The organism is Johannesbaptistia floridana (genome assembly GCF_057440575.1).
Map to the genome: position 1 here is coordinate 22,079 of NZ_JALKVM010000255.1, position 25,851 is coordinate 47,929.

General features: G+C 37.8%; 21 protein-coding genes. 15 read left to right on the forward strand and 6 right to left on the reverse strand.

Annotated features, from left to right (window positions below; all coding sequences use genetic code 11):
- The first annotated feature begins 2 nt into the window (after positions 1–2).
- The 6 genes from MW688_RS15845 to MW688_RS15870 are packed head-to-tail and all read left to right on the forward strand — an operon-like array spanning position 3 to position 3,623.
- The gene (locus tag MW688_RS15845; protein ID WP_486737038.1) at positions 3–1,484 is read left to right on the forward strand and encodes a cation:proton antiporter; all 1,482 of its coding nucleotides are present in this window, start codon (positions 3–5) and stop codon (positions 1,482–1,484) included.
- Positions 1,481–1,870 carry a Na+/H+ antiporter subunit E gene (locus MW688_RS15850; RefSeq protein WP_486736980.1) on the forward strand — a complete coding sequence of 130 codons (390 nt, stop codon included), beginning with the start codon at positions 1,481–1,483 and terminating at the stop codon, positions 1,868–1,870. The genes MW688_RS15845 and MW688_RS15850 overlap by 4 nt, the downstream gene beginning before the upstream one ends.
- Positions 1,867–2,118, forward strand: coding sequence for a hypothetical protein (locus tag MW688_RS15855; RefSeq protein WP_486736981.1), 252 nt, complete (start codon positions 1,867–1,869; stop codon positions 2,116–2,118). Before MW688_RS15850 ends, MW688_RS15855 begins: the two co-directional genes overlap by 4 nt.
- Positions 2,115–2,393 (forward strand): monovalent cation/H(+) antiporter subunit G, encoded by a 279-nt coding sequence (locus MW688_RS15860; RefSeq protein WP_486736982.1) that lies wholly within the window; start codon positions 2,115–2,117, stop codon positions 2,391–2,393. Before MW688_RS15855 ends, MW688_RS15860 begins: the two co-directional genes overlap by 4 nt.
- A complete protein-coding gene (locus MW688_RS15865) occupies positions 2,386–2,952 on the forward strand; it encodes a DUF4040 domain-containing protein (RefSeq protein WP_486736983.1) in 567 nt (188 codons plus the stop codon). The genes MW688_RS15860 and MW688_RS15865 overlap by 8 nt, the downstream gene beginning before the upstream one ends.
- An 8-nt stretch (positions 2,953–2,960) precedes the next feature.
- Entirely contained in the window at positions 2,961–3,623 is a 663-nt protein-coding gene (locus MW688_RS15870; protein WP_486737039.1) for a Na(+)/H(+) antiporter subunit B, read from the forward strand.
- 301 nt (positions 3,624–3,924) lie between these two features.
- Here the strand turns inward: MW688_RS15870 and MW688_RS15875 are convergent, their stop codons facing one another.
- Positions 3,925–5,415, reverse strand: a complete 1,491-nt coding sequence (locus MW688_RS15875) for a DEAD/DEAH box helicase (RefSeq protein WP_486736984.1) — start codon at positions 5,413–5,415, stop codon at positions 3,925–3,927.
- Positions 5,416–5,537: 122 nt separating this feature from the next.
- Here MW688_RS15875 and MW688_RS15880 point away from each other — a divergent pair, with 122 nt between their 5' ends.
- From MW688_RS15880 to MW688_RS15905, 6 genes are all read left to right on the forward strand, one after another.
- Positions 5,538–7,889, forward strand: coding sequence for an ATP-dependent Clp protease ATP-binding subunit (locus tag MW688_RS15880; protein ID WP_486736985.1), 2,352 nt, complete (start codon positions 5,538–5,540; stop codon positions 7,887–7,889).
- Between the two features lie 486 nt (positions 7,890–8,375).
- Positions 8,376–8,573 carry a DUF2949 domain-containing protein gene (locus tag MW688_RS15885; protein WP_486736986.1) on the forward strand — a complete coding sequence of 66 codons (198 nt, stop codon included), beginning with the start codon at positions 8,376–8,378 and terminating at the stop codon, positions 8,571–8,573.
- 940 nt (positions 8,574–9,513) lie between these two features.
- On the forward strand, positions 9,514–10,629 hold the full coding sequence (gene pilM, locus MW688_RS15890) for a type IV pilus assembly protein PilM (RefSeq protein ID WP_486736987.1): 1,116 nt from the start codon (positions 9,514–9,516) through the stop codon (positions 10,627–10,629).
- Positions 10,622–11,398 (forward strand): PilN domain-containing protein, encoded by a 777-nt coding sequence (locus tag MW688_RS15895; protein WP_486736988.1) that lies wholly within the window; start codon positions 10,622–10,624, stop codon positions 11,396–11,398. The genes pilM and MW688_RS15895 overlap by 8 nt, the downstream gene beginning before the upstream one ends.
- The gene (locus tag MW688_RS15900; RefSeq protein ID WP_486736989.1) at positions 11,395–12,111 is read left to right on the forward strand and encodes a pilus assembly protein; all 717 of its coding nucleotides are present in this window, start codon (positions 11,395–11,397) and stop codon (positions 12,109–12,111) included. Before MW688_RS15895 ends, MW688_RS15900 begins: the two co-directional genes overlap by 4 nt.
- Before the next feature lie 77 nt (positions 12,112–12,188).
- A complete protein-coding gene (locus tag MW688_RS15905; RefSeq protein WP_486736990.1) occupies positions 12,189–14,279 on the forward strand; it encodes a secretin and TonB N-terminal domain-containing protein in 2,091 nt (696 codons plus the stop codon).
- Between the two features lie 17 nt (positions 14,280–14,296).
- Here the strand turns inward: MW688_RS15905 and MW688_RS15910 are convergent, their stop codons facing one another.
- From MW688_RS15910 to MW688_RS15930, 5 genes are all read right to left on the reverse strand, one after another.
- The gene (locus MW688_RS15910) at positions 14,297–15,346 is read right to left on the reverse strand and encodes a D-alanine--D-alanine ligase family protein (RefSeq protein WP_486736991.1); all 1,050 of its coding nucleotides are present in this window, start codon (positions 15,344–15,346) and stop codon (positions 14,297–14,299) included.
- On the reverse strand, positions 15,336–16,700 hold the full coding sequence (miaB, locus tag MW688_RS15915) for a tRNA (N6-isopentenyl adenosine(37)-C2)-methylthiotransferase MiaB (protein WP_486736992.1): 1,365 nt from the start codon (positions 16,698–16,700) through the stop codon (positions 15,336–15,338). The genes MW688_RS15910 and miaB overlap by 11 nt, the downstream gene beginning before the upstream one ends.
- A gap of 311 nt (positions 16,701–17,011) precedes the next feature.
- Positions 17,012–17,386: a rhodanese-like domain-containing protein gene (locus tag MW688_RS15920; RefSeq protein WP_486736993.1), complete on the reverse strand. Its 375-nt coding sequence runs from the start codon at positions 17,384–17,386 to the stop codon at positions 17,012–17,014.
- A 280-nt stretch (positions 17,387–17,666) separates the two neighbouring features.
- Positions 17,667–18,731: a ribonucleotide-diphosphate reductase subunit beta gene (locus MW688_RS15925; protein WP_486736994.1), complete on the reverse strand. Its 1,065-nt coding sequence runs from the start codon at positions 18,729–18,731 to the stop codon at positions 17,667–17,669.
- A 25-nt stretch (positions 18,732–18,756) separates the two neighbouring features.
- Positions 18,757–21,039, reverse strand: coding sequence for a ribonucleoside-diphosphate reductase subunit alpha (locus tag MW688_RS15930; protein WP_486736995.1), 2,283 nt, complete (start codon positions 21,037–21,039; stop codon positions 18,757–18,759).
- A 223-nt stretch (positions 21,040–21,262) separates the two neighbouring features.
- On the opposite strand from MW688_RS15930, the gene MW688_RS15935 reads away from it, so the two are divergent.
- The 3 genes from MW688_RS15935 to MW688_RS15945 are packed head-to-tail and all read left to right on the forward strand — an operon-like array spanning position 21,263 to position 25,846.
- Positions 21,263–23,488 (forward strand): hypothetical protein, encoded by a 2,226-nt coding sequence (locus MW688_RS15935; RefSeq protein ID WP_486736996.1) that lies wholly within the window; start codon positions 21,263–21,265, stop codon positions 23,486–23,488.
- Positions 23,457–24,992 (forward strand): hypothetical protein, encoded by a 1,536-nt coding sequence (locus MW688_RS15940; RefSeq protein WP_486736997.1) that lies wholly within the window; start codon positions 23,457–23,459, stop codon positions 24,990–24,992. The genes MW688_RS15935 and MW688_RS15940 overlap by 32 nt, the downstream gene beginning before the upstream one ends.
- Positions 24,962–25,846, forward strand: a complete 885-nt coding sequence (locus MW688_RS15945; protein WP_486736998.1) for a J domain-containing protein — start codon at positions 24,962–24,964, stop codon at positions 25,844–25,846. The genes MW688_RS15940 and MW688_RS15945 overlap by 31 nt, the downstream gene beginning before the upstream one ends.
- Positions 25,847–25,851 lie beyond the last annotated feature (5 nt).

Genomic DNA, 25,851 nt, shown 5'->3' on the forward strand with positions numbered 1-25,851 from the left:
TGATGAGTGAAATTACGATCGCCTGGGTTGCCTGGCCTTTTTTTGCCGGATTTGTCTGTTATCTTTTTCCTAAGCTAGATCGCTATCTTGCCCTAGTGGTAGCGCTTTTTTCCCTAGGCTACGGACTAAATCAAGTCTTGAGTCCGATGGATATAGATTTAAAGCTAATAGACAATTTTGGTGTTAGCTTATCGATAGACTCATTGAGTGGGTACTTTATCTTAAATAACGCCATAGTAACCCTAGGGGTAATTTTATACTGTTGGCAGACTGGGAAAACAGCTTTTTTCTATACACAAATGATTATTTTGCATGGAAGTGTGAATGGCATATTTATTTGTGCAGATTTAATCAGCTTCTATGTAGCTCTAGAAGTAATCAGTATCGCCGCATTTTTACTAATTGCTTACCCTCGCACAGATAGAGCAATTTGGGTAGCTTTACGCTATTTATTTATAAGTAACACAGCGATGTTATTTTATCTCCTCGGTGCCATTTTAGTTTATCAGGGAGAACAATCATTTGCTTTAACAGCATTAGAGACAGCTTCAACAGAGGCACTAGCTTTAATCTGGTTAGGACTTTTAACTAAAGGAGGAATTTTTGTTTCAGGATTTTGGTTACCCCTAACTCACGCTGAAGCAGAAACCCCAGTATCAGCACTACTTTCAGGCACAGTAATTAAAAGCGGGGTTTTTCCTCTTTTACGTTGCGCTGAAATTGTTGAAGAAGTAGAACCCTTCGTGGGTATTTTTAGTGTAGGCACAGCATTAATAGGGGTGAGTTATGGAATTTTTGAAAAAGATACCAAACGTCTATTGGCTTTAAGCACAATTTCACAGTTAGGTTTGATCTTAGCTTCACCAATAAGCGCAGGTTTTTACGCCCTGAGTCATGGATTAGCTAAAACATCACTCTTTTTGAGTGTGGGAAATTTACCTACTCGGGATTTAGATAAATTGCGCTCTCAAATCATCCCTACTCCTATAGCTATAGGCATAGTAGTAGCTGGTCTTTCGGTGTCAGGTTTTCCCCTGTTAGCAGGCTTTGAAGCGAAGACATATACCCTAAAACAGTTAATTCCTTGGCAAGAAACTGCTCTGAATATTGCCGCAGTGGGGACAGCAGTTATTATGGCTAAGTTGATTTTCTTACCATTGATATCTAGTTTAAATCTAAGGCAAGGAAATGATAGTCTTGACAAACCAGAAACGAAAAAAGGTAAGAAAATAACCTTAGGTTTCTGCTTGGCGATCGCCCTATTAGTAACTGGATTAATTGTTGGTAATATTATCTACCTAGAGGCATACACTCTGACTAATATTACTAAATCTTTGCTGATTATTGCCATAGGATGGTTAGTCTATTGGTTGATTTTGCCGAAAGTTAATCTAAAACTGCCTAAAGTTTTAGAAGAATTCGATAATCTAATTGGGACGATGAGTCTATTGTTAATTCTGCTGTTTTCATTGGTGTTGATATGATTGGATATCTAGATATACTATTAAGATTGATAATTTGGTTTCTCCTGACTGCGGATTTTAGTGTGATTAATATAGTTATCGGCGTTGCCGTTAGCTTGTTGTTACCGCGAAGCTTGATTAGACGCAGTGCTTGGCAAGATTGGTTACAAACATTTTGGGAAATTATTGTCGCTATTCCTATTGCCTATTGGGAAGCCTTGGAAATTATGATTCGCCCCCATAATACTGAAGAGATTACCATGGAAAGAGTGAAGCCAAGACGGACCGCAGGATTAATCTTTTTAGATATTTTTCTGATTACTTTTACTCCTAAAACAATTGTCTTGAAATATCACGAAGATGGTTGGTATGAAGTCCATCAATTGCGCAGGAAAAAGAAAAGATGAATATAGTACTCCTGTTGATGATTTTATTGCTCTTGATTCCTATTTACGAAGCTTGGCAAGATCAAAATATTTGGCAGAAGATGTTGGCCTTCGCTAGTATCGCCACCAAAACTTCCATTATGATTTTGGTAATATCAGTTTTTCGCGATGACTGGATGATTGGGGTAGTAGGAATACTAATCTTGAGTGTAGGAAATGCGGCTTTAATGCTTTTAGCCCACGTAATCAAAAGGATGAATCAATTATGATTGATATTTTAAGCTATTTTTGTATGGGTTTGGGTCTGTTTTTTTGGCTTTGGGGTACTTTACCCTTAGTTGGCGATCGCTCTGTGTTATTCAAACTTCATACTCTATCAGTGTCTGATACTCTCGGTTCCATGAGTATTATAGCAGGATTACTCTTAAAGATTCCCCGAGAATGGCCATTGTTAATTCTCGGGTTAATTTCCCTGGCAATTTGGAACACAGTCTTAGGATATGTTTTAGCTTATTGTTCTAGAAATGGAGAGAAATATGAGTGAAGATTTTTACTTGATAGGGATTACCATGTTATTTTTTGTGACAGCCTCTATGGTTGTTTCTCAAGTTAATCCCTACCATGCTTTAGTGATTCGTGGTATCTTAGGGGCAGTGGCAGCGCTAGTTTATGCCATGTTTGGGGCAGCGGATGTGGCCCTAACAGAAGCTTTAGTGGGTACGATGTTATCTATTACCCTCTATGCTGTAGCGGTACGTTCTTCTCTGAGTATGCGTCTTGGCGTATTAATGGATGAGAAAGAAGAAACCACAGCCAATGAACAGTCTTTTAAGGAATTGCTGTTGGCATTGAGAACTAGTTTAAGTAAGTATCATCTACGTTTAGAAATAGTCCCTTATGAAGATGTTCAAGCTTTGCAAAGCGCCTTAGAGAGTAAAGAAATTCATACAACCTGTGTTCTAACTCAACCTGAGACTAAAGAAGTATCAACACCATTTTATTCCCTTCAAACTCGGGTTCAACGTCTATATAACCTGATGCAAAGTGAAGCTTTAAGCGCTTATTCGACCTTAACCTATGTAAATCAATCTCTGGAGAAATAATAATAATGATGAAGTGGATTTATATCGCCTCGGGAATAGCTATATTTATCAAGATGCTATTATTTCCAAGTTTAAAGCCTGATTCAGAGTTAATTTCTACCTTTGAATTAATTGTAGAAGATAGTGGCGTGACTAATGCAGTATCAGGGGTGATTTTTAGAAATAGAGTTTATGACACTATCTTCGAGGTAGTAGTTTTCACTATCGCCATCATGGGTGTACGTTTTCTTCTCGCCAATGAACTACCATATTGTAGAATCCGCCAATTTAGCGATCCCCCCTCCATTGTGTTAGCAAGATTGGGGGCTACAATCTCCGCCTTAGTTAGTGTAGAATTAGCCATCAGAGGACATTTAAGTCCTGGAGGAGGCTTTGCCGCAGGCGTAGCGGGAGGAACAGCAATTGGTCTGGTTGCTATTACTTCTTCCGGGAAGCTGATGGAGTCTATTTATGAACGTACTTACGCGGCTACTTGGGAAAAGGCTTTGGTGCTGATTTTTATTGTTTTAGCAGTTTTGACTATGTTGAATTTAGAATTACCCCAAGGAAAATTGGGTTCTTTGATGAGTGGTGGTTGGATTCCTCTTATGAATATTGTTGTAGCTGTAAAGGTCGCTTTAGGTTCTTGGGTAGCTATTTTAGTCTTTATTCGTTATCGAGGATTATTATGAAATTTTACAAGAATTAGGCGATCTCCTCTAGCTATCCTTTATACTCATATCTTGCACTCCTAAAAAAGTACTGAATAGACCAAGAGGCGAGAATCAATTTTTAAGCGCGATCGCATTAATTCTCTTACTCATTACTCAAAGACTTCAAGACTTCAAGACTCCAAAACCCATTACTCCAAAACTCCAAGACTTCAAGACTTCTTACTTCAAGACGTATTACTCATTACTCATTACTCATTACTTCAAAACTCATTATTCATCCACCACAAGTAACTTTGTGTAAAGATGCTTTGGTCTGAGTTCAATCTGCCTCCCAATTATTAGAACTTTCTGCGGCTTTGGGTGTTGAACCTGGTTGCAGATCATATTCTAATTCTTGAGAATCAGGAACTATTTCTAGTTGTCTGGGTGATGGTTTAGATGTTTGGGTTTGGCTTTGTCTGCGGGCTGATACCCCCTCTTCATTGGTATTTTCGGCAATAACTTCGTAGAGAATCGCTAGTTTATTATTTTTTTGTTTACGTAAGATACGACCAAGTCTTTGTACATACTCTCTAGTAGAACTGGTACCAGATAAAATAATAGCAATTTTGACTTCGGGAATATCTACACCTTCGTTTAAAACATGAGACGCAACTAAACTTTTATATTCCCCTTGGCGAAACAATGTTAAGACTTGATGACGTTCTTTGACTGGTGTTTGATAAGTAATTGCTGGAATTAAAAATTCTTGAGAAATACGGTAAACAGTAGCATTGTCATTGGTAAAAATCAAAATGGGTTCGGGATAATGTTGGGTAATTAAATCAGCTAAAGTGCGTAACTTGCCATCCGTGCCAGAGGTAATTTCTTTAGCCTCACGGTGGGCTAACATTGCTCTGCGTCCTGCACTAGATTTAGCACTAGCTTTCACAAATAGCTGCCAACCTTCTAAACTTCCTAGAGAAATATTCGATTGACGTAAGAAATTGTTACGAGTTTGAATTGCTTGTTCATATCTCGCTCTTTCTTCCTGGGATAGTTTTACTTTGATTTGAACAATTTTATACTTAGCTAAGGCAGTATCCGCAAGTTCATCAACTCTTTTGCGATAGACAATGGGGCCAATTAAAGTATCTAAATCCCGATGATTGCCATCACTTCTTTCGGGGGTAGCCGTTAAACCGAGACGATAGGGAGCAATAGCCTCTTCCGCAATCACTCGAAAAAAACTACTCGGTAGGTGGTGGCATTCGTCAAAAATTAAAAAGGCGTAGTGATTCCCTAAATTAGAGGCATTAATCGCCGCACTGTGATAGGTTGCTATGAGAATTGGAGTGCGATCGCGCGAACCTCCCCCCAATAATCCTACTTGGGCTTCTGGAAACATGGTCATAACTTTGCTGTACCATTGCTGCATTAAATCTAGAGTCGGTACGATAATCAAAGTTGTTCTGGGTGTAGACTCCATAGCCAGTTGTGCTAAGTAAGTTTTTCCGGCACCAGTAGGTAATACTACCACCCCTTTTCTGCCATGTTGTTTCCAACTGAGTAAAGCTTCTTGTTGATGTATATAGGGGGTAATTTCTATACTAGAGGTTAATTCTAAAGAAAAAAATTCTGAAGCTTCGTCGATAAATTCTGTTTTACTAGCTTTTAATGCTTCCACCAAAGGGCGGTAATAGATACCGGGAATACGAAATTTTTCAATGCGATCGTCCCAGGTAGCAAAATCTAACCATTCTTTGCCCCGTGGTGGCGGATGTAAAATTAATGTTCCTCTGTCATAACGTAGTCTTGGCAACCTAACCATAAGAATTTTTAATAAGGATTATTTTGCTCATAGTAACCTTAATTACGGCTTTTACCCCATGCACCACTTCTCCTTTTAGGATAGACTAAAAACATAATGTAAAGAATTGTTAAATAAATTTCATGTTTGAATATTTTACAGAAAAAGCAATAAAAGCGGTTATCTTAGCTCAAGAAGAAGCTCGTAGTGTCGGACAAAATCTAGTAGGCACCGAGCACATACTCCTGGGTATAATTGGCGAGGATACTTCCAATGCCGCAGTAGCCCTTCAAGAGTTAGGAATTAAACTAAATAGTATTAAAAACACTATTAACAAGATGACTAGCAAAGGCTCTGGATTCAGCCCGGCTAACATCCCCTTTACCCCCAAAGTCAAAGTAATTTTTGAACAAGCTTTTCCTGAAGCTCAAAAACTAGGACAAAACTATATAGCGCCAGAGCACATTCTCCTATCAATGATTAAAGATAGTGATGCTGTTGCTACTAAAGCACTAGTGAAAGAAGGCATCGATTTAAATGAATTACGTGTCAAATTAATTAAAAAAGCAGGAGAAGCAACTCCTGTGGCAGCAGGTGGTAGAGATACCCTATTTGGTGATGTAGGTGCCAAAAAAGGTAGCTTAAAAGACTATAGTAAAGATTTAACTGCTCTAGCTAAAGAGGGTAAAATTGACCCCGTAATAGGCAGGGATCAAGAAATCACCAGAGTTGTGCAAATTCTCGGACGTCGTACCAAAAATAACCCAGTATTGGTGGGTGAGCCTGGAGTAGGAAAAACAGCGATCGCCGAAGGACTCGCTCAGAGAATCGTTACAGGTGAAGTACCAGAAGTACTTCACAATAAACAGGTAATTAGCTTAGATATAGGCTTACTCCTAGCAGGAACTCGCTTTAGAGGAGAATTTGAAGAACGTCTCAAAGGTATTGTGGAAGAAGTTCGCCAAAATGGTGAAATTATCTTAGTTATCGATGAAATCCATACAATAGTCGGCGCTGGTGCCCTTGGGGGAAGCATGGATGCGGCTAATATGCTCAAACCTGCCCTAGCACGAGGAGAATTACAATGCTTGGGAACTACCACACTCAAGGAGTATACCCAGTATATAGAAAAAGATGCGGCCTTAGAACGTCGTTTCCAAAAGGTGATGGTAAATGAGCCATCTTTAGGGGATACTTTAGAGATTATCAAAGGATTAGCCCCTACTTATGAGGAGTTCCATCAAGTTAAGTATTCACCAAAAGCAATTATGGCCGCAGCTAAACTTTCTGAGCGCTATATTGCAGATCGCTATTTACCAGACAAGGCGATTGACTTAATTGATGAAGCGGGATCTCGTAGCCACATTAGACATTCTCTACAAAGCAAAGTAGAAAATGAAGAGCTCAAAGAGACAACCGTAATTAACCCCCAATCTCTAGTTCCAGTGGTAGGTGAAAATGAAATAGCCGAGATTCTCTCCAATTGGACAGGTATACCAGTCAACAAGATGACAGAATCAGAATCTGACCTACTTCTTAATCTAGAAGCAAGACTACAAGAGCGAGTCATCGGTCAGGAAGAAGGAGTAAAAGCAGTAGCAAGGGCAATTCGTCGCTCTAGAGTGGGGTTAAAATCCCCTCATCGTCCTATAGCTAGTTTATTCTTTTCAGGTCCAACAGGGGTAGGAAAAACTGAACTGACTAAGGCGATCGCCAATCTCCTATTTGGTTCAGAAGAGGCGATGATTCGTCTGGATATGTCAGAATATATGGAAGCTCATACCGTATCTAAGCTGATTGGTTCTCCTCCAGGATTTGTGGGTTATGACGAAGGTGGACAACTTACGGAAGCTGTTAGACGCAAACCCTACTCTGTTCTCCTCTTTGATGAAATAGAAAAAGCTCATCCTGATGTATTTAATTTAATGTTACAGCTTCTAGATGATGGTCGTCTCACTGATGCCAAAGGTCGCCAGGTGGATTTTAGCAACACTTTAGTGATTATGACCTCTAATATAGGGTCTAAAGTTATTGAAAAAGGCGGCACTGGTTTGGGCTTCCAATCTATCACTAATCAAGAAGAAGCAGAATACAATCAAATTCGTAATCTAGTTAACGAAGAGTTAAAAGAGTATTTTCGTCCTGAGTTTCTTAACCGTCTCGATGAAATTATTGTTTTCCGCACTCTGACTACTTCTCAGGTTAAAAAAATCGCCGATCTACTTTTACAAGAAATCAGCGATCGCCTCGAATCTCAGCAGCAAATCTCCCTGCGTGTTACTGAACCTTTCAAAGAATTAGTTGTTCAAGAAGGTTATCAACCAAGTTATGGGGCTCGTCCTTTACGTCGTGCTTTGACACGACTACTAGAAGATAGTTTAGCTGAGGCTATTTTAGCTAAAACAATCCAATCAGGAGACGTTGCTGTTGTGGATTTAGATGAAAACCAACAAGTAAAAGTATCAGCTTTAGCACAACCTGTTATGGCCTGGTAAATATAACCTTTTTTCCTAAACTTAGACCAAAGCATTCCTAAAAAAGTACTGAAATTCGCCAACAAGCGAGAATCAATGTTTAATAGGTTAGGATCAATTCTTTAACTCATTACTTCAAAACTTCAAAACTTCAAAACTCATTATTCATCCACCAGTAACATTAGGTAAAGATGCGAGGGTCTGAGTAAACGCACCCCATCTAGAAATATGGCGATTTCTAGATGGGGATTCTTTCGCTTTATCTCTAGGTATTTATCTCGGATTTTCTATCAATATTAAAATCGGTAGATTGTAAAATTTTTTAACATTGATATATTTTCTATATAAACTTATATAAAATCATTGATCACTAGTTGAGTATACGGATAAAAATTATATCTCATTACTAGAAAATAAGTTAAAACTCAGTTGATTTTCACATAATACTCAGAAAAATTTAATTTAATGCAACTAGTTTATAAAAATAGAATTTAAAAAATAAAGCTCATGACTTCAAAAACTAATAATCAATTTATTCAATTTTTGCTCAAAGACTTAGCTATTTCGTCAGATTCAGTTAAATTTGCCCTGCGTCAGACTTCAGAAAGTACTAGTATTAGTTTACTGCCGATGGTGTTATGGCAGTATGGTTTAATTACTTTATGCCAATTAGAAAAAATGTGGGATTGGTTAGAAACAGCTTAGATCATATCACTCGCATCAAAACCCACTCATTTACTGGTCGCACTGCAATTCCCTCATTTCACCGCCATCAGTAACTTTGAGTAAAGATGCAAGAGCAAAAAACCAGTACTTTTGCACTAAATTATTTTCAGGGAAAACTCATTTATTTGAGTCTCCTTTGAAGGCGGAAAGATGATGATAATTTTTACTAAGTTTTCTTAAATTCCCGTTATATTAAATACATAAAATTTAACAAAAAAATTCTTCAGAGATAAAAGAAGAGAATGAGAAGCAGAAATGATCAAGTTAGAGAGAAAAAATCATGTTTAATGATAATGTGTTAGGCACGGTTGTGCTGTACTTCAATGTCTGGGGATAATTTGGGCGATCGCTGATACGCTTAAACCGTGATTTTTTTGAAAGTCAGTTGGCAAAAAAACGGTTCTATAGCAGTTCCCATTCTTGTGAGGTACAAAGGTTATCCTTTTCGAGGCTTTGAGGCAGAGGGTTTAGCATTAATTCTTTAACTCATTACATCAAAACTCATTACTTGAAGACTTAAAAACTCCAAGACGTAAAGACGTAAAGACTTCAAGTCTTCTTACTTCAAGACGTAAAGACGTCTTGACTTCTTACTTCAAAACTCATTACTCATTACTTATTACTCATTATTCATCCACAAGTAAATGAGTGATAAAGATGCGAGGGTCTGAGTTTAAGGTGGCTATGGTTTGAATGAGGTAAATACTGATGTTGGTTATAGTGGTTTTACTTTAAAATTGACTGTATGATTTATTTAAAGCACCATGTTTCTAGAAAGGTTAAAAGTTAATTAACTTTCTAACCTTTAAAAAGAAATTAAACGAAGTGCATCAAAATCTCAAGTTTGATTCTGATTAACGGAAAGATTAGTTATATTTAAAAATAGCCAGGGTAATAATTTTCAAGAGTAGGATGTAATATGGTGAGTTTTTTAAACAATCTATTGGGGAAAAAAGATCAAGGGATTGGCATTGAAATTGCTACAGACAAGGTAAATATAGTGCAGTTGGTCAAAAAAGGATCCCAATATAAACTAGCTAAGTATGCGAGCAAAGAAATTCCTGATGGTGTTTTTCAAGAAGGAAAAATTAGCGATTCTCCTACCTTAGCAGAGTTAGTAGAAGACATGCTTAAACAAGCAAAAATAACGGCTAAGGAAGTAGCGACGGCAGTACCTATGCGGGAAGCAATCATTAGGATTATACCCATTCCTGCGGAGTTAAGTCCCGAAGAGATAAGAGACTTAGTGTTAAATCATGAAGCCGCTTTATATTTACCTTATCCGCGAGAGGAAGTAGATATTGACTTTCAACCGTTAGGTAAATTTATAGATGATGATGGTATTGAAAAGATCAGAGTTTTGCTGGTGGCGACAAGGAAAGAAGTCACAGATATTTATCGAGATACCTTTAAACAGGCGGGATTAAAATTAGAGGTATTAGAAATAAATAGTTTTTCTTTAATCAGAACTCTCAGAGATAGATTACAGGAATTTGTAGCTCAAGAAGCAGCGGTGTTGGTAGATATAGAATTCGATAACACTGAAATTGCCATAATAGTAGAGGGTGTGCCACAATTTTCTAGAACAGTACCAATTGGAATTTATCAACTACATACTGCTTTAGCCCAAGCGATGAATCTTCCAGCTAAAGATGCCATGAGCTCACTACAAGACATTACCATTCCCAATACGCCTATGGATAGTCAAGGTACAGGAGCTACAAATATTAACCCAGGGATGGCCTCTTTACTCAGGGTATTGGGGGAATTGACAGAAGAGTTAAGACGCTCAATCAGTTTTTATACAAACCAAGCTAATGATGTGGAAATAACCCAAATATTATTAGCAGGTCCTGGAAGTGCTATTGGACAAATTGATGAATTTTTTACACAAAAATTAAGTTTACCAACCATCCAAGTTGATCCAATTGATATATTATCAATACAAATGGATCAGGAAATTAATTCCATAGAACGTGCCGGTTTAGGCACAGTATTAGGACTAGGATTACGCATGAGTGAGAAAAATGTATAACTTAGATATTAACTTTCTTAGAGACCGTCAACCAGACCAAGCACTACCAGGAACTAATTCTAGTACTACAGTTCCTCCAGAAAATCAAAGTAAAATACCGTTGTATGTGGGATTAGTAGCTGGGGTAGGGGCAATAGCTCTTGGTTTAGGAGGTTTATTTTTAGCGAATGAACAAAAAGCAACAATAGCCAAAGAAATCCAGGCACTAGATCAAGAAATTGCTCAATTAGAATCAGACAATGCGCAATTAACGCAACTCCAAGCACAATTAGACCAGACTAGAGAAAATAGACAAGCCTTGGTAAGTGTATTTAATCAGATCAAACCAGTATCGGCAATATTACAAGATATTAGCGATCAAGTACCTTCAGGAATTCAAATCAACTCAATGACACAAGAGGAAATCGACCCAGATCCTCAAGCGGCAAATTCTGTACCACCAATTAAGCTAAAAATTAATGGAATTGCGCGTTCTTTCACAGAGGTTAACGATTTTCTCTTAATTTTACAAACATCAGAGTTTTTGAATGCAAATCAAACCAATATAATCTCAGCGCAAAAAATTAATAATCCCACTGAATTAACTTTTGTTAATGGGGAACCAGAAAACATAGAAATTGACCTGCCTCAAGTAATACAATTCAATATAGAAACTATGGTAACAGATGTACCTGCTTCAGAGATGTTGCAACTCCTGGAAAGCAAAAATGCAACGGGTTTAGTAACTCGAATTAATACCCTAAAAGAAAAAGGAGCGATAGAACCATGAGTACAGAATTTAAAACTACATTAGCAACTCAACCTAAGCAACCATCAAGTGCTCCAGTCCTATTTGGAATTCGTTTTACTCCAATGATTCAAGGAATTGCTTGTGGAGTGTTGGGATTGGCTGGTCTTTACTACATTATGACTAGTATGGTCAATCCTGTTAATCAAGAAATAAGTACTTTAAGAGCACAGAAGCTAGAAAAACAAGGGCAAATACAACAACTAAAATCTGGAGAAGCCAGAAAAAGAATTCAAGACCTAGAAGCTCAATTACAAAGAGAAAGAGACTTAGAGCCACAAGTTTTTGCCATGTTCTCCGATGAAAAAACTCTAGATACAATTTTGTTGGATATTTATAATTTTATCCAGGATAGTGATGCTGAGTTAATAACTTATCAGCCAGAATCAAATCAAGCTAATGTAATTACAGATGGTTCTCTAGGGGCATTAGTTAATCAACGTCTAAAACGCAAAACTACTACATTAGAAATTCAGGGAACCTTTGCTCAAACTCAACAAATAATTAGAGATATTGAAAGACTCCAACCATTATTGTTGATTAAAGATTTACAGACTACAGTTACTCAAAAACCGAGTTATTTCTACAATCAAGGTAAAATTTTAGTAGAAGGAGAACCAATATTAAGGAGTACATTTAATATAGATGCAATTTTACCTGTAAATCCTTCGGAATTGCCCCAAACGGCCCAATAACAACCAGTACAATTACGAAAATCTACGTAACTCAATTTTTTCTAGTCAATTTTTTATGTAGACTTGAGGAGTGAATAATGAAACAAAAATTGCAAAAAATAGGAATATTTACAGGAAGTTTAGCTTTCTTCTGTACAAGTGCATCCATAGAAGCAAAAGATTTATTTCAACCAGAAAAAAACAATCTAAAACAAAACTCGACTACAATAATTGCCCAAGCCCCAAACTCAGGGGAACCAGAAGTATTAGTACCTAATCCTACTATTATTATTGAGGATATGCCGGGTAATAATCCAGGTAATGATCAACGGCAAAGCTCAGGTTTAGATAATGCCCAGCAACCAAATCCAGGTATTATAACTAATCCAACACAACCTGGTTTTACTCCTCCTGTGCCTAATTCTCCCTCTTTTTTACCGAGGGCAGTAGCACCCCCTGTAGGAGATATTGCTGTGTCGAATATTGATGCCTCTTTGAATAGAATTGATTTAGGCACAGATGTAATAGTACCTCGTTTAGTTTTGAGAGAAGCACCAGTAGAAGAAGTACTGAAATTATTAGGACGTACGGCTGGTTTAAATGTGGTTTTTACTAGCGCACCCAGTGCTAATGGAGAGTTAATTAGTCCCACAATTTCTCTTGATTTAGAAAATCAATCTGTAGAAGAAGTCTTTAACTCTGTGTTAATGGTTTCTGGATTACAAGCAAATCGCCGAGGCAATACATTGTTTATAGGTGCTTCATTACCTGATGGAGCCCGTAATTTGATTAGTCGAACCCTCAGACTTAACCAAGCTAATGTGGAAAATGCAGCAGTATTTTTGGCAGCTCAGGGAGCAGAGGTACAAAGATTAGTTACACCAGTCACAGAAGTAAGAGACCCAGAAACTAATCGAGTTGTTGAACGTATTGAACAAGCGGCTCAATTAGACCCAATTACCGCTAATCCCGATGAAGGTTCAATGGCGCCTTTACTTTTGAGTGGTTTGACAGTTTCTACTGACACCCGCCTCAACTCAATTAGTTTAATTGGTGAACCACGTCAGATTGAAATTGCTACTGCTTTTTTGGTGCAATTGGATGCTAGACGTCGTCAAGTGGCTATCAATGTCAAAGTAATTGATATCAACTTGTTAAATACTAATAGATTTAGTAGTAGTTTTTCTTTTGGTTTTGATGATGGTTTCTTTGTTCAAGATGATGGGACTGCTATTCTTAACTTTGGTGAAGCTCAACCACCAAATGCCGCTCAAACCAGAGGAAGTACTTTCTATCCTACAATAGTTCCTCTAGAAAATACAGTGGGAGGAGGTGAATTAGAGGTTTTCTTTGATCAACAAAATGCTCCTTTTGACAACATAGTTAGAGGAAGAAATGATTTTGCTCCTGGTTTAACACCCTATGCTCGTCCTAGCTTTGGTCGGAACAATAATCCCTTTCAACCTGGTTTATCAGAAATTGATGTACCTGAAGATGGTCCAATTGAATATACATACGAATTACCTACTTTGTTCCAGTACCCACAACGCTTTCTTTTGCAGTTAGAGTCGGAGATACAAACTGGTAATGCTAAAATTCTTACAGACCCTACGCTTGTAGTGCAAGAAGGCCAAGGTGCTGCGGTTCAATTAACTCAACAGGTAGTAACAAGTGTTCAAACAGAGGTAGACCCTCTTAGTGGAGTCAGAACTACTACCCCAATCATTCAAGATGCTGGTTTAACTTTAGCGGTAGAAGTAGAAAGAATTGATGATAATGGTTTTATTAATTTCTTCGTTAACCCAAGGATTGATTCCCTGGGAGCTACCCAAGAATTTGATAGTGGTGCTGGTTCTGTTAACCAGATAACTCTGTTAAATACCCGTTCTCTCGCTTCTGGGTTGATTCGGTTACGGGATGGTCAAACCCTGATTCTTTCAGGAATTATCGAAGATTCAGAACGGACAACTGTTAGTAAAGTACCGATTCTGGGAGATTTGCCTTTGTTGGGAGCTTTGTTTAGAAGCACAGAAGCACAAAATGAGCGCCGTGAGGTGATTATCATGCTTACACCTAAGCTCCTCGATGAAAATGCTGGCTATGGCTCTAATTATCGACCTACACCAGATGCTCGGGAAATGTTGCAACAACGAGGTTTTACTACTCCTGCTCCAGATCCGGTAGAGTAAATCAAAAGATTCTTTATTTATGTTTTGGCGCTTTCGATGAGACGGGCTACTAATTCTGGAAAAGTTAGTCCCGTTGCTTCCCATAATTGAGGGTACATACTCAAAGCAGTAAACCCTGGAAGAGTATTAATTTCGTTAATTAAAATTTTTTGCTCTTGTTCTAAATAAAAGAAGTCCACTCTCGCTAAACCTGAAGCATCAATAGCTTTGAAAGCTTGTATGGACATGGTTTGAATCTGTATACTTACTGATTCGGGAATCGATGCTGGTATAATTAGTTCTGCTTGTCCAGATGTATATTTAGTTTGATAATCATAAAAGTCACTTGTATAGACTATTTCTCCTACTACTGAAGCAGACGGCTGTTCAACCCCTAAAACAGCGCATTCTACTTCTCTAGCACTTACTCCTGCCTCTACAATAAGACGTCGGTCAAAACCCGCGGCATAATCTAACGCTGTCTCTAATTCATTGCGCGATCGCACTTTACTAATACCTACAGAGGAACCGAGATTAGCTGGTTTGACGAAACAAGGATAATTTAAACTTGCTTCTATCTCATCGCAGAGTTTGGGAAATACACAGGGATTAGACCAAACTTCCGCTCTATCTACTGCCCTATACTTAACTTGGGGCAATCCTGCCTGAGAAAAGGCTGATTTCATGGCAATTTTATCCATTCCTAGGGCAGATCCCAAAACTTTACTTCCTACAAATGGCACCTGCATCAAAGTTAGCATTCCTTGTATAGTTCCATCTTCCCCATTTGGTCCATGAAGTATGGGAAACCAGACATCTACTTCTTGGACTTCTGAGGGAAATTGCCAAGGTGTGGCTGTGTTACTAGCTTCTAGGTAGGGTTTACCAGTAGTTAATACTGCTTCAGCGATTTTTTGGCCCTGCCATATACCATTTTTGCAGATATATATAGGTAAAAGTCTATATTTGTCTTGATTTTGGGGGTGAGTTATGGCTTTGGCGATCGCCTGGGCCGAAACTATAGATACTTCGTGTTCTCCCGAACGTCCACCAAATAACAGCCCCACTACTGTCAATTTACTTGTCATCTTCTAGAGGTACTCCAGTGAGACTATAGGCTCTAGCTTCGGTAATTTTTACTTCTACTTGTAAGCCTTTGAGCTTCATAATATCTCCAGTAAAGAAAGTTAGAGAGTTACCACGAGTTCTTCCCATTACCTGTGTAGTATCTTTAGGGTTAATTTCTTCTACCAATACCTCTTCTAATCTACCTAGATAGCGTTGTCTACGTTCTGCGGCTTTTTGGGATACTAGGTGATTTAATCTTTGTAGGCGATCGCTTTTTACCGTTTCACTCAATTGATTTTCCCAAACCGCGGCAGGCGTATTCGGACGAGGTGAATAGGCGGCGGTATTCAGTTGGTCAAAGCTGATATCTTCTACTAATTTTAAAGTATTTTCAAACTGTGCTTCTGTTTCTCCAGGAAACCCCACAATGACATCAGCGCTAATGGAGGCATCTGGCATATATTCCCTAATTTTATTAATAATCCGACGATACTTTTCCTGGGTATACCCTCTAGACATTGCTTTGAGTATGTCGTTATCCCCTGATTGAAATGGTATGTGAAAATGTTCACACACTTTTGGTAATTCTTGACAAGCCTTAATTAATCTTTCGGTGAAGTAACGAGGATGACTAGTAGCGAAGCGGATACGTTCGATACCTGGAACATCATGAACATAGTATAGTAAATCTGTCAGAGTATGTTTATGTCTACCTTCTGCTGTGCTTCCTGGTAAATCTCTACCGTAGGCATCGATATTTTGCCCTAGAAGAGTAACTTCTTTATACCCTTGTTGACCTAGGAGTTCCATTTCGGCGCGAATTGCCTCTGGGGTCCTTGATTGTTCCACGCCTCTTACATTTGGAACCACACAGTAGGTGCATCTTTCGTTACATCCATAAATTACATTAACCCAAGCTGTTACTTGACTATCTCTACGGGGTTTAGTAATGTCTTCTATGATTTTAATTGGTTCTGTTGCTACTACTTGATTACCAGCTAAAACCTGTTCTAGTAAATTTTCCAATTGATTAGCGTGTTGTGGTCCCATGACTAAATCTAATTCTGGGACTCGGCGTAATAGCTTTTCTCCTTCTTGTTGGGCTACACAACCTGCTACAATCAGGGTTAAGTTAGGTTCTGTTTTTTTTCTTTTAGCTTGTTTCCCTAGATATGAATATACTTTTTGTTCGGCATTATCCCTAATTGTACAGGTGTTATATAGTATAATATCAGCAGTATTTGGATCTTCTGACCACTCAAATCCCATATTTTCTAAAATACCACCCATTCGCTCTGAGTCAGCTTTATTCATCTGACAGCCAAAAGTCGTGATGTGATAACGTTGAGATTTCTCACTGCTTTTTTCTTTCATCTTTCCGCCCTCATGGAGACTCTCGCTAAACCTCTCATCAGGTTAGCGATGAGAGGAAATGAGGTACCATTATTATGTTGCATAGTTATATCCATCCGCGTTTGATTAGAACTAAGACTGGTCAACTATAGGCTTTTGCAAGCCCCCACTATCATCGGTACTCCGATTAGAGTGGTGGGATGTTGACTGATGTTAGTTTAGTTGGTTTCTCTTGTTAGTGGCACAAATAATTATTATATCAAAAATAAAAAACTACCCACTTAATTATGGATAGTTTGCATAGTTTTTTCAATTCTTTTTAAATAATTTGCTTAACTGATTACACCTGCATTACCTTCTATGGGATATCCTAAAGCTTTCCATGCAGCTAAGCCCCCAGTTAATTCTGATACATTAGTATAACCTTCTTGGCGAAGTAGTTCTGCTGATTCAGTTGTTTTTTCATCAGTAGAATTATAAACGTAGATATCGCGGGTTTTTTCTAAGTTTTGGCTCACACGTGCTACTAATTCTGATTCTACTAGGGAGATAGCACCCATGATGTGGCTTGTGTTAAAAGCTTGGCGATCGCGAGTGTCTACTATTGTCAACGCTGGTTCTCCCCAGTCTAGACGTTTTTTTAATTCCCTTGCAGATGATTTTGCTTGAAGGCTGGAGGTATTGTTTACTGTTTCTTCGGTGTACATATTCAATTTATTGGTAATTTTTACTCTGACACCATAATCTTAACATTTTTTTAAGATTTTGTAAAGTAATATTAAGAATGTGGAATCTTGATTAGGTAACCTGACTGGGTGACAACCAGGTTGAACTGAAGGTAGGTGTTAGGTGTCAGGTTTTTTTAAATGACTTTCAATTTAACAAAATATTAAACATCATCTGTAGGGTGCGTTAACATTCGTGTAACGCACCGTCAATTATATTGTATTCAGAGCAAGTCTGTTTAATTAGTTACAAGCTCTAATATTAAATTTCATCCCATCCAGTCACACCGGAAGACATTACATAACTAGTAACGCTTGATTCAAAGAAATTAGCCTTAGTAAAAGCTTCTTTTTTTGTATCAGAAAAACGTTCTAGATGACTGTAGGGACTTTTTTTATACTTATCCTCTGTATAGAGGGGTTCTAGTCCAATAGAACGTAATCTATTGTTAGCTAAATATTTGGTATATTGCTCCGTACTAGCTTCGCTAATTCCCAAAATATTGTTATTAATAATATGATTAGTCCATTCACACTCATGATTTACTGCCGCATCAAACATCTCATAAATTTTGTCTTGAGAATGTGTAAATGTAGCCATGGCTTCAGGAATAATCTTTTGATAGAGTCGAACATGACTAAGTTCATCTCTATTAATCATTTTGAAAATATCAGCAGAACCAGGCATAAGCATACGAGATGCTAAATTGTAGAAGAATATGAAGCCGTTGTAAAAATATAATCCTTCAAGTAAATAATCTGCTACAAGAGCCACAAAGTAATTTTCTGCCGTAGGATTATCTATGTAGTTTTGATAGAGACGAGCGATAAATTCACATCGTTTTGCCAAAACTTTGTCAGTGCGCCAAAATTCATACACTTGATTTCTTCTTTCGTTAGGAATAATCGTTTCGATAAGATATTGGTAACTTTGGTTGTGCATCGCTTCTTGAGAAATTTGTTCAGCCATACACAAACTGACTTCAGGCGCTGTGACCGTACTTTTTAGATGGGGAATATTGCAGGTTTGAATTGAGTCTAGAAATGTTAAATAAGACAAAATTCCGTCATAGGCGTGTCTCTCTCCATCCGTTAAGTTATCGTAATCAGTTACGTCTTGTGTTATATCAAGTTTCTGGGGGATCCAAAAATTTTCACGCATTTGTTGATAAAGACCAACAGCCCAAGAATAACGAACATCGTTCAACTGCATTAAGTTGGTAGTACAACCGAACCAAATGGAGCGATTTTCGATAGAATCGTCTCCTTGGGGGTTGAAAATAGGATTGACCTGCATTTTTTGTAGGTTTTGCTCTGTATACACCATAAATTGTTAACTCAGGTAAAAAGTTTTAGTTAGCGCAACCAGTACACTGATCGCTCGATTCTTTGAAGTCATCTTTTTGGACCGTACGAATATAATAAATAGTTTTACAGCCTTCCTGCCAGGCCATAATCAATGTTTCAAAGATATCTATGGCTTTGATTACCTTCTCGGGTTGCTCAGGATAATAAACTCCTTGATTGAGATTGAATAATAGTTCCATAGAAATACCCGTATCAATCCACTGTTGAATCGCCGCGATCGCCCTTACTACCTGTTTTTGATCTAAACTTTTATTTTCCTGATAGTACCAATAACTATCTTTAATAAATGGAGGGGCAATGGGCACTGTGCCCTTAGCCCATTTATCGTAGAAAAAGCGGCTGTATACTGGTAAAACACTAGCTGTACAACCTTGTACCAGAGAAGACGAGGTATTCGGTGCGATCGCCGTGATGTGGGAATTGCGCAGACCATATTTTTGAATGTCCCAAGAAAGTTGTATCCAGCGCTCCTTGTGTAGGGCGTTTTCTTGATACCATTCCACTGGTTTAGCGCCGATTAATTTCCCTTGACTCCATTGACTCCCGGCAAAAGCAGGATAGGCACCTCTTTCGATTGCTAACTTCAGGGAAGATTGGGTACACCAATAGCCCACTTCTTCAAACAGATGATTAATTTCATCTAAATGGCGATAGGAAAGATGATATTTAGCTAACCAATCTGCTAAGCCCATACAACCTATCCCTATAGTACGATATCGATCATTATGGTTTTTAGCTGCGGCAAAAGGGGGAGTACTGAGATCGATAGTATTATCTAAAATGCGTACACCTAGTTCAGAAATATAGGGAATTTCAGCAATTTCTAGATTAGCGAGATTGAGACTCAGCAAATTACAGCAATGGGCCTTATCCCCCGGTGTAACATTAGAAAAAGATTCTGTACACAGATTAACGGCCGGGATATAACCATCATGTTGATTGGGGTTAGCGCGGTTGATGGTATCTTTGAACGCTAAATAGGGTAAACCTGTCTCTATTTGCGTCCGCATAATCATCTTAAACAATTCTCTGGCATTAATACGATGATAGAGAGTAATTTGATCATCTAAACTATTTTCTAGTTGCTGATACCAGTAGTCAAAGCTTTCTCCCCATAACTCTGCTAATTCGATGCCAAAATTCTTTCTTACTTCGTATGGGTCTAGAAGTGTCCATTCTTCAGAGGCTATAACGCGACGCATAAATTCATCGCTAATGACTAACTGAGGAAAAACATCATAGGCTTTACGACGTTGATCCCCATTTTCTGTTTGCATTTCTAAAAATTCTGGCACGTCTAAATGCCAAATATCAACACTTACGGTCACGGCGCCAGCGCGTCTGCCTCCCTGGTTAACGGCAATAGCTGTATCATTGAGAATTTTTATCCAGGGTATGACTCCTCCCGAGGCGTTGCGTTTTCCCATTACCCAGCTACCAGTAGCGCGGATGCGGGAGCAGTTTACGCCTACGCCTCCGCCGCTTTTAGAAATTCTGGCGGTATTAGTAATCTCCGCAAATATACTCTCTAAATTATCGTCCATTGCGGTGATGAAGCAACTGGTTAAGGAGCCTACTGGAGTTCTGAGATTTGCTAGGATTGGTGTAGCTAGGGATATTTTACGTTGGGCTATGGCCTTATAAAATTTTTCTGCCCATAATAATCTATCTTCTTTTGCTTCTACGGAAGCTATCAATAGAGATGCTGTCAATAAAGCTTCTTGGGGCAATTCATCGGCAAGTAAATAGCGGCTTGTCAATAAGACCGCGCCAGCATAATCATATTCAGTATCCCAATCTGAATTAATCCAACTTCCCGCTATTTCTAACTCTGTTGGTGAATAACTCAAGATAGCAGAGTCATAATTTCCTTTTTCTACTTGATACTTAACTGTTTTTGCATAATTATCATAGATATAACCTCGTTTAGCTAATACATCTTTCCAAAGACTCCATATATGGAGTCTCCCTGCTACATAGCGCCAATCTGGCTCTGTTGGACTACACATTTCTAAGGCGCAACTAATTAGGTTTGCTTGAATTTCCCGAGTGCTTACGCCATCTTTTAACCTTGTAGTCAAGCCTGCTTCTAGAGTTATGGGATTAACATCTAGTTTCAAGCACGCCCATTCTACTACAGCGCGAATTTTCCCCACATTTAGAGGCGCTTTTAAGCCATTGCGCTTAATTACATATATTTTTTTCTTTTCAGTTTCTGGATTCTTCTGAGTTGGTTTTTGTTTAATTGCCGTAAGAGTTGGCTGCATAGTTTGTTAATTGTTTTTACTATATACAAGTTACTAAAATATTACGAGACGCAGCTCTGCTGATATTTAGTACAGACTTATTATACCTCATCCCTAGTGTTTAGGAAGGATTCTTCTGGTATCTTACGCTACCACTAGTAGCAAGAGTTATTAAGTAAATGCCAGAATCACTAAGGTTAATTAAATATTTGTAATAATAAAAGACAATTAGTGGTAGATAACAATGTCATCAAATAAATATCTACATCTGTATCTAAAATTACGGATTAGCCATGAGCAAACCAATTTATTAACTGGATTAGATGAATTACTCAAGTTAAATTTAATTAGCGAGGAGGATGTCAAAGAAATTGCTCTTAAATATTTGACTTGTGCTTTACCAATTACCAAAACTCAAGGCAATCCAACTCAAGCAGAGAGTGCTAACAGTTTAGTGCCATTGAAACCACTATCTAAACAACCTTCTGCTGTATCTCTAGCTTGGAGCAATTTACGAGAAGAATTAAGTATTAGATGGCTGTTAATCGCTGGTATATTTCTAGTAATTATCTCGTCTGGAGTGTTAGCGGCAGGAAGCTGGCAGAAGTTTTCATTCATTTGGCAGTATGGCATTTTAGAAGCCTATACTTTGGCTTTTTGGGGTATAGGAATTTGGCTGGCAAGAAATCCTAGTTTACCATTAACGGCAAGTACTTTGCAAAAAGTTAGTTTATTATTAATTCCTATTAACTTTTGGGCAATGGATACTCTGGGATTGTCAATGAGTATTCCTGGTATAGTCACTATGATTATTTCTAGCCTAATTTTAACAGGAGTCTGGTTATGGCAAAATCGTCGTGGTCAAAGTTTATCTAGCTCTTATAATTTTCTCACCCTCAGCTACTTTCACTGGGGTTGGAGATGGATACAATTTCCCCTGATTGCTATTTACTTTGGTGGCGCAATTAGTTTTTTTGTTTTACGATTTATTAGTCCAAATCGTGTTGTTGGTGTTGGCTTCATTGTCTATGCCTATTTGGTAATTTTAATTAGAGCTATTTTTGTGGTGCAAATACCCCTGAGTCAATTAGGATTAGTGTTAGGTGTTGGGGGTTGGTTGCTTCAAAATGACCAAATAAGGGGAAAAATTAAGTTTTTATCCCCCATGGGAGGCTTTATTCTTCTATTTATTGCTTTAATTGCTACTAGAGAAGCACAAATACCTTGGCAAGGGGTAATTATCACTGGTTTAGCATTACATCGCAGTTTCTACTATCTACAACGTTATTGGCAAAAGCGTTATTTACTATTAATTATTTTACTAGGTGCCCTGGGTGGTTTTTTACTAGAGAGATTAATTCCTCCCTCAATTAGAAATAATGTATTGTCAGGGTGGATTGAGTTAACTGGCGGGAGAGGATTTCCCCAAAGCATTTATAGTGTTAGTTGGTTTTTTTATGTTTTTGCTTTATTGCTGTTGGTAGATTGGTTATACCAACAAGATAAGCTGAAATTAGCTCGCCTGGGAGAAAGAATAAGTTTAGGGGTGGGTTTGATTCTAACTATAGTTAGTTTATCAAATCCCGTGGCGCGATCGCTCCACTTAATTTTAGCGACTATTACTCTGGTTTTTTGGTCTTACCGACGGCAAAATAGGGGTTATATACGTGTATATTTTGCTCATCTAGTTGGTTTAATCACAATTTTTGTTAATCTCAGTCGCCTACTACCCCAATTAAATCCCTCACAAGGGGCTGTAGTAATTACTTCTCTGGCAGTGAGTGAATTTGTTATTCATGGCATTGGTAGGAATTTATCTTCTAGACGTGGAATAATCTTTAAATATCTTCACACTACCTGGTTAATCGGTTTTATTTTAGCCGGAATCGGTTATTTTGCTTTTTGGTTTCATACTCATATAAGTACAGATACAATTAGATTAGTTTGGTTATTAATTCCTCTAACTCTTAGCTTAATAGCCCATCGCTACAGTCTAAAAAAACAAATCATCGCCGCTAAATATAGTGCTATTGCTTTAATAATTGCCCAACTACTTTATTTAGAGAATTTGCCCTGCCGTATCATCGGTTTAGCAGTAGCCTCCGGGTTAATGTTTATCAATAGTAGGTATTTACCACAGCAATGGGTTAGATTATTACATATTGGTTTTATCCTAGGTTTAACAGTAACTTTACTATCTCCTAGTTTCAGTTTGGCTGATTGGTGGTTAGCTGGAGTGATGTTGATGGTAATTCTTTTGGTATTAGCTTCATTATTGACAGAATATTACCCTGGTTATGCAGCTGCTGCTCGTTTTTGGGGCATATTCATTGGCGCTGGAGAATTAGTGCTATTGAGTATCAGAGTTATTTTATTACCTAGTCAGATAATTTCTCCTTCTGGGCAAGCTTTGGCAGCTTTAGTAATATTCTTCGTCTATGTGGGCTATATTTATCGCCATGAAAGATAAAACTCCTACTAAATTTGATTTAGGCTACCTTTTAGCTTGGTTATTAGAGCTGATTTTCATAGAGATTGTTACTTTAACTGAAGGTAGCAGAATAATTTTAGCTGCGGTTAATCTAGGTTTAGCAGTAATTAGTTTAGGATTAACTCGCTATTTTACCCCCAGGCTGAAAATATTTTTACCTTTGTTTTATGGTGGAATTGCTTTAGCTTGTCGCTTGGGTTATTTTACGGTTTATACAGGCTTACTTACCCTTGGAATTGGTTTGACTAGCTGGAGAGTTAGCTATCTTAACCCTAGATACAAATGGCTTGTTTATATTTCTCTTTTTCTGATTGATTTAGCTATTTATGAGATTATACTGTATCGAATTTTACCTCTGACTCTCGGGATTAAATTAACTATCATTGCTTTAACTACGGGAGTGCTGGCAATTATCTATTTAGTTGCTGCCTGGTTTTGTCAAACTAGAGGGGATAATCAGTATTTAAATTTATCTGTCACGGAAATTAAACTAATTGCTAATATTCACTGGATAAGCGCTAGTTTAATACATCTAGGGAGTGTTTTGTTTATCAGGCTAATATGGGGGAATGTTTTTTTTATCACCCAAACATCGATAGACTTGATTTTTCTCATAGTAGTGGTGGCTTTACTGATAGCTAGTTATGCTTTTACCAAAGGGCGTTTCCTTGACTCTCAAGCTGTTAACTGGTGGATATATCTCGGTATTTTAGAAATTATTGCTACTGGTGTTTATCTCCGTTTGATTTGGCAACAGTTAAGAATTTTAGATCCTTGGTTGGTGTTGGTGATTGTAGTCATTGCTTGGATTATTTACCAACTCCCTTGGCTAAGGTGGGGGTGGCAGCCTACTCCTTGGCAACGTAGCGCTGCACTTTTACCTACTGTGGCTGTGTTGACAACTAACCCCACAGATATTAATTTAATTACTGTGGCTTTGTTTTATTTATATTTAGCACTGCAACAGGGAAATATCCGTCTAGTTTATTTAAGTATAGGGTTTGTTGATTGGGCGATCGCTCGTTGGTTATTTAACCAAGGAATTTTAAATTTACTTATATATAGCTTTATTGTCGGTTTGACTCTTCTCTATATTGCCAGAGTTGACCCTTGGTTGAAACTACCCCAGCAAAAATCAACTAGACATTATCTCCGCTTATTTGCCTTTGGTATGATAGGGATTGTCGCCTTGGTATTCCATCAAAAAACCCTAATTATTCCCGTTATAATAGGTTTATTTGGGGTATTTTGGGGCTTACTTTTTAAAATACGGGCTTTTTTGTATGTTGGCAGTTGTCTTTTTACCTTGACTATTTTTTACCAATTAATCGTTTTGAGTTTTACCTATTCTTTTTTAAAATGGATTATCGGCTTAGTTATGGGTATTCTTTTTATCAGCATAGCTGCTAATTTTGAACGTCGTAGAGAACAAATTATAAGTATATGGGAAAATTGGCTAACTCAATTGAATCAATGGGCTTAATTTTTACAGCTTTGTGTTTATTTATCCTTTTATTTAGCTTTGCTTGTTGGTTTGTTTTTTACTTGGATGCTAAACCATCAAGTAAAATCAAGATAACCCAAGAAGAAAATTGGGGAGAATCCTATCACTTAGTTTGTTTTTGGGAAGATGCACCAGAAAGCGCCCTACAAGGACAATGTTATCATTTAGCTACCCCCTTGATGACTCCTTTGGCTTGTATTGTTGAAGCTAGTTGGCACCATTTTTATCGGGAAAATCTGGGGAAACCAGGAATTGATTATTGGCAATGGGTCAATTTTCCTGAAGCAAAAAACATTTCCCAGGAGTTATCAGCTTTATTGAGTTTAGATTCGCCAAAACCCCAAGTAAAAACTATTTTAAGTTTACTAGCTATACAACCATTAGCACAATTTACTGAGGGAGATTTTTGGCAACAAACGGAAAAACTACTGTTGTTTAAACATTGGCATGAAACTAGTTATCATTTTTTGGGTAAAGAAGTTTTAGGGGGAGTTTATCAAGTTTGTTTTAATATTTCTTGGGCAATGGTTACAGAAATTCTCCAATTAAGTCAGAAAAAAGAGATATACTGGTGGCAGGTTCTACAAGTAGAACCGGAAGCTGATGCTATAGGTGTAGAAAAATCCTATAAGAAACTGATGCGTTATTGGCACCCAGATGTAAATAATCACCCCTACGCCACGGAAATTTCTACTATGATTAATGTGGCCTATCAACAATATTCGGCTTTACCTATCTATACTAAACCTAAGGTTAGTTTTGTTGACCAGCTTTTCTCTCTTCTGGCTTTTATCAAGTCATGGAAAGATTTACCCCTAAAAAGAATTAAGTGATTTTG